Source organism: Peptoniphilus grossensis ph5, assembly GCF_000311825.1.
GTDB classification, from domain to species: Bacteria; Bacillota; Clostridia; order Tissierellales; family Peptoniphilaceae; genus Peptoniphilus_A; species Peptoniphilus_A hominis.
This window is the reverse complement of record NZ_HE978568.1, coordinates 59170-65192: the sequence shown is the minus strand read 5'-3', so window position 1 is coordinate 65192 and position 6023 is coordinate 59170. Positions and strand designations below refer to the sequence as shown.

Below are 6023 nucleotides of genomic sequence, written 5' to 3'. Positions count from 1 at the left end.
GGTTTTTTTATGAGAAAAATTTAAGATAAAAGAAAGATAAATGTTGAGAAATCTTATTTATGTTTTAGGATAAAATAATTTTTTCAAGCAACTTCTCCTAAAGGATTTAAGAATAAATTAAATACTTTTGGAGGAGTTTTTTTAAAATGTAAAAAAATTAATTTGCCTAAGTGAATTTTAAAGTAGCGGTTGAGAAATAAAGTTGCAGAAATAAATTTTTGTAAAAAAAGAAATTGTTTTCAAAATTATATTTAAACTTAAAAATAATAGTATTTTCCTTGAGAAAAGCCAAAGATACTAAAAAATATAAAAAAAATCTCAAAAAAAAATTTATGAAAATGTTATTTTACTATTGTAATCTAATAAAGAGTATGAGATAATTCACATAGAAACGGAAATACGAATTAGTTCCTAAATACGAAATCAAAGAAAAGGAGGAGATAATAAAATTAATTTAGCATCTGGGAAATTTGTACACCGTTAATATCTAAAGAAAAGAGGTTATCTTGTGAATAAAGATAAAGGGATATTTAAAAAACTTTTAGATGATTTTATTGAATTATTGTCATCACTATTTTTGCCATTTATTAACCTGATGATATCAACAGGTATTATAAAAGGTATAATTTCATTGCTATTAGCAACAAATGTTATCGATCAAACATCATCTACATATGAAATTCTAAACGCTATCGGTGATGCTTTCTTCTATTTCATTCCTGTGTTTCTAGCAATAACAGCAGCGAAAAGGTTTGAGGTTGAAACATTTACCGCAGCCCTAATAGGGTGTATATTACTTCACCCATCAATGACAAATTTAATGAGCTCAGATGGAGCAGTAACTTTCTTTAATATAGAAGTTCCAAAAGTAATATATTCTAGTTCTGTTATTCCAATAATATTGGCAATTTATTTTACTAAATATGTTCAAAACTTCTGTTATAAAGTTATACCAGAAACTTTTAGAGGTTTATTTACGCCACCAATCTGTTTATTAATTGTTACACCTATAATCTTATTTGTGTTCGGACCGATTGGTAAGGTTGCAGGATCTTGGTTAGCTAGTGGATATGAAAGCATCTATAATTTGAGTCCACTTGTAGCTGGAGTAATTGTAGGTAGTTTACAACCATTTATGGTTATGTTTGGATTGCACTGGGGACTATTCACAGTAGCAATTAACAATATATCATTAATAGGATATGATACAATTTTAGCTTTATTTGGTGCCCCAATATTTGCTCAAGGTGGAGCAGCATTAGCAATAGCATTTAAAACAAAGGATAAAAAGTTTAGGTCACAAGCAATTTCTGCTGGATTAACAACATTGTTAGGTATTACAGAACCAGCAATGTACGGAGTTAATCTAAAACTTAAAAGACCAATGGTATGCGCTTGTATTGCAGGTGGTGTTGGTGGAGCAGTTGCAGGAATGTTTGGATGTAGAGCAACATCTTTTGCATTACCAGCATTGACAACTCTACCAGTATTTATGAGTAATGCTTTTGTACAATTCTTAGTATCTTTGGTAGTAGCATTTGGATTAGCATTTGTATTAGCTTTATTTTCTTATAATAAAGATTTAGAAAAATTAGAAAATGAAGACAAGAAAGAAAATTAATGTTTGTTTAAGATTTTATTATTAAAATAAAAATTATGGAGGAAACGATTATGAAAAAAATTGACGCACACGCACACATCTTTGAAAGTATTAGAAGTTTTGGTAAGAATGGTGAATTTAGACCACTAGGCAATGGACTTTGTCGTTGGGCTAATGGAGATGAAATGGCAATAATTCCAAAAGGATATGGAGATAAAGAGTTTGTTGCTGAGTCATTATTAAGCATTATGGATGAAAACGAAGTTGAAAGAGCAATTCTATTACAAGGAAGTCTTTATGGATTCCAAAACGAATATGCTATAGAAACAGCTAATAAATATCCAGACAGATTTAAGGCAGCTGTAACATTAGATCCACATTGCAAAGAAGTAGATTCAATTTTAGATAGACTAATAAACGATCTAAAAGCTAAGATATTTAAATTTGAAATTAGTGTTGGCGGAGGAATGATGGGTTATCACAACAACTTTATTATCGATGATCCAATGATGACTAAGATTTATGACAGAATTGCTAAAGAAGAAAACATGACTTTAGTATTAGATATTGGAAGCCCTTCAATGGCAAGCTGTCAACCAGAAGCAGTATATAGAATTGCAAAGAAATATAAAAATCTAAACATTGTAATCTGTCACTTATTGGCTCCTACATTAGAAGATGGAGATTATTTAGAAAAAGCATTACCACTTCTAAAGCATGATAATGTTTGGATTGACCTTAGTGCATTACCTTGGAACGTTGCTCCTGAAAAATATCCTTTCCCAACAGCTCTTGAATATATAAAATTAGCAAAAGATATTTTAGGAACTGAAAAGATTCTTTGGGGAACTGACACACCTACTGTAATGACTAAGTTCTCATACGAAGACCTATATAAATTTATAACAGAATCAGATGTGTTCACTGAAAAAGAACTTGAAGATGTATTTTACAACAACGCATTAGACGCATACTATTTAAAATAATTTATAAAAAGTATAAAATAAATTTATAGACTAGAAAGACTGACAATCCCGTCGCCTATTGAGGCGAGGGGATGTCTTACTTAAAAATAGTAAAACATTGAAAGGATTACGATGGAAGCAAAAATAATAACACCAACTGTTACAATCTTTGATGATCATGGAAACATTGATCTAGAAGGGAATAAGTTGTTAATTAAACACCTAATAGATAATGGAGTAAATGGAGCAGTACCACTAGGAAGTAGTGGAGAATTTACTAAGCTATCTTTAGATGAAAAGAAAAAGTTAATAAAACTTTATGTAGACGAATCTCAAGGAAAACTTGAATTAATTCCTGGAACAAGCTCTCTTAATGTAGAAGAATGTATAGAACTGTCTAATTATGCTATCTCATTAGGAGTCAAGGGAGTTTTAATACTTCCTCCATTTTATTATGGGATAAGTCAAGAGGAAGCTTTTCATTATTATGATGTACTTGCTCAAAAAATAGATGGAAATATCTATATTTATAATTTCTCCGCAAGAACAGGGTTTGACATGAGTGCTGAAACAACTTTTAATCTTGCTAAAAAACATAAAAACATTAAAGGAATGAAGGATTCAACAGCAAATCTAACACACACAAAAGAAGTTATTTTGAAAGTTAAAGAAATAAGAGATGACTTTGAGGTATATTCAGGATTTGACGATCACTTTGTTCCAAACATTATAGCAGGAGGAAGTGGATGCATAGCAGCAATGTCAAACTTTGAACCTAAATTATGGTCAAATTGGGTAAAGGCAATAAATAATGGAAATTTTGAAGAAGTTAAAAAAATTGGCAATATGATAGATAAACTTATGCCTTTGTATAATGTTGAAAAGAATTTTTCACATATATTTAAAAAGTTTTTAATAGATGGCGGACTTAATATAAGCGAATACACTATATTCCCATTTGAAGAATTAAGTGATAAGGACTATGAGTTTGCAAAAAATTTAAGAAATAAAGTTATGACTAGGAGGTAATAATGAAATACGCTCTTAAAGTTGATGATAAAGATAATGTAGTTACAGTATTAAGCCAAGTAGAAAAAGGTGAAACTGTAAACTATTTAGATAATGGAGATACCAAGGAAGTTGTAGCACAAAATGATATTCCTATATATCATAAAATAGCAATAAGAGACATAAAAATGGATGAGGATATTGTAAAATATGGTGAACATATAGGAAGAGCTAGCCAAGATATTATTAAAGGATCTCATGTGCATACACATAATATTAAAGATCATAGAGAAAATCTTGAAGAAAAAGAATGAGGTGATATAGTGAGAACTTTTTGGGGTTATAAAAGAGAAGATGGAAGAGTAGGAATTAGAAATCATGTTTTAATATTACCAGCAAGTGTATGTGCATCAGATACAACTAGGATAATTTCACAAGGAGTACAAGGCACAGTAACATTTAACTTACAACTTGGTTGTTCACAAGTAGGTGCAGACCTTGAATTAACATTAGATACTCTTGCAGGTTATGGAGCAAATCCAAATGTTTATAGCGTAATAGTTGTAGGTCTTGGCTGTGAATCAGCTCAAGCTGATATTGTTAAAGAAAGAATATTAGAAAGAACTAACAAACAAGTAGAAACTCTAATTATTCAAGAGGAAGGCGGAACACTAAAGACTATAGAAAAAGCTCAAAGGCTTGCAAAGAAAATGGTTGGAGAAGCTGCATTAATGAGAAGAGAAGAATTCCCAATTTCAGAACTTATACTTGGAACAAACTGTGGCGGTTCTGATACAACATCAGGTCTTGCAGCAAACCCAACAATTGGTAAGGTTAGTGATAAATTAGTAGAAATGGGCGGAACTTCTGTATTATGTGAAACAACTGAATTTATTGGAGCAGAACACATTCTTGCTAGACGAGCAAAAACTAAAGAAATTCATGATAAAATTTATCAAATTATTAAAAATTATGAAAAGAAAATAAAGAATGATACAGGATTAGATGTTCGTGATGGTAATCCTTCACCAGGAAATAAAGAAGGTGGACTTACAACATTAGAAGAAAAGTCACTTGGTTGTATCCATAAAGGTGGTTCTTCTAGTATTAACAACCTTTACGAATATTCTCAACAGATTAAAGGTAAAGAAGGGCTTGTTATTATGGACACACCAGGAAATGATGCATCATCTGTTGGAGGTATAATTGCTGGTGGATGTCAATTAGTTGTATTTTCTACTGGTAGAGGAACTCCAACTGGACATGCTATAGCTCCCGTATTAAAAATAACTGGAAATAGCGAAACATATGCTAAAATGAGTGACAATATAGATTATGATGCAAGTGGAATAATTACTGAAAACAAACCTATTGAACAAGCAAGTGAAGAATTGTTAGATTTAATTGTAGAAGTTTGTAATGGAAAACAAGTTCAAGCTGAACTTCTAGGATATACAGAAACAGCAATTCAAAGAGCTTCTGCCTTCGTTTAATTATTATATTAAGAGCCTAAGGGCTCTTTTTTTTTGTGGTCAATTAATATATAATGGATGAAGTTAAAAAAGATTTGTAATGAAATTAAACTAATTTTTTAATATTAAATTTTTTATTCTTAGGAAGGAGTAAAGTATGCATAAACCAACAGAGAGAGTGCTCCAAATACTGTTGACTCTTGCTTCTGAAAAGGAGGATCTCACTTTAAGTGAGATTTCTGATAAGACTGATATTCCAAAAAGTACAATTTCGCCAATATTGACAACTATGGTTGAGCTAAAGTTTTTATCAAAAAAAGATAATATGAAGTATAGAATTGGAATTAATTCTTTTATAGTTGGTGAGTCTTATATTGATTCGACATCAATTCTTGAAATGATAAAAAATTATATGACAGAAGTTGTAAAGGAATGTAATGAGATTTGTCAACTTGGTATAGTTCAAAATAATAAGGTATTTTATATTGCAAAGAAAGAACCTAAGCAATCAATTCAACTTATGAGTTATGTTGGCAAGTTTTTGCCAATATATTCGACGGCTTTGGGAAAAGTGTTGATCTATAAAAATAGCCAAGATGAAATTAGAGAGTTGATTGGCGCTGATATGGAAGCTTTGACAAAATATACGATAACTAACATAGATGAGTTTATTGATGAGATTGAAAAGGTTAAGTCAAGAGGTTATTCTTATGACATTCAAGAAACAAGTTTAGATGCAAAATGCGTTGCTGTTCCAATAGAAAAAGATGGAAAAGTTATAGCTGCTATGAGTGTTTCTGTGCCGACTTTTAGAAGTAGCGAAGAGAAGTTAAAGGGTATTTTGGAGATATTGTTAAAATATAAAAAAGAAATAGAGAGCACTTTTGAATACACTATATTCAAAGATGAAGATTTAATATAAAAGGAAAACTCTTCTAATTTTTAAGTTAGAAGAGTTTTTGTTGTACGCTTTAGCTT

General features: G+C 30.5%; 6 protein-coding genes. All 6 read left to right on the top strand.

Annotation, left to right across the window (positions count from 1 at the left end; genetic code table 11):
- Window positions 1–508: 508 nt before the first annotated feature.
- On the top strand, window positions 509–1621 hold the full coding sequence (locus tag HGPG_RS07450) for a PTS transporter subunit EIIC (protein WP_019125438.1): 1113 nt from the start codon (window positions 509–511) through the stop codon (window positions 1619–1621).
- A gap of 35 nt (window positions 1622–1656) precedes the next feature.
- Window positions 1657–2586, top strand: coding sequence for an amidohydrolase family protein (locus HGPG_RS07445; RefSeq protein ID WP_218915214.1), 930 nt, complete (start codon window positions 1657–1659; stop codon window positions 2584–2586).
- Between the two features lie 111 nt (window positions 2587–2697).
- Window positions 2698–3594 carry a dihydrodipicolinate synthase family protein gene (locus HGPG_RS07440; protein WP_019125436.1) on the top strand — a complete coding sequence of 299 codons (897 nt, stop codon included), beginning with the start codon at window positions 2698–2700 and terminating at the stop codon, window positions 3592–3594.
- A gap of 2 nt (window positions 3595–3596) precedes the next feature.
- Window positions 3597–3887, top strand: a complete 291-nt coding sequence (locus HGPG_RS07435) for a UxaA family hydrolase (protein WP_019125435.1) — start codon at window positions 3597–3599, stop codon at window positions 3885–3887.
- 9 nt (window positions 3888–3896) lie between these two features.
- Entirely contained in the window at window positions 3897–5066 is a 1170-nt protein-coding gene (locus HGPG_RS07430) for a UxaA family hydrolase (RefSeq protein ID WP_019125434.1), read from the top strand.
- Window positions 5067–5202: 136 nt separating this feature from the next.
- The gene (locus HGPG_RS07425) at window positions 5203–5967 is read left to right on the top strand and encodes an IclR family transcriptional regulator (protein WP_019125433.1); all 765 of its coding nucleotides are present in this window, start codon (window positions 5203–5205) and stop codon (window positions 5965–5967) included.
- The last annotated feature ends 56 nt before the right edge of the window (window positions 5968–6023 follow it).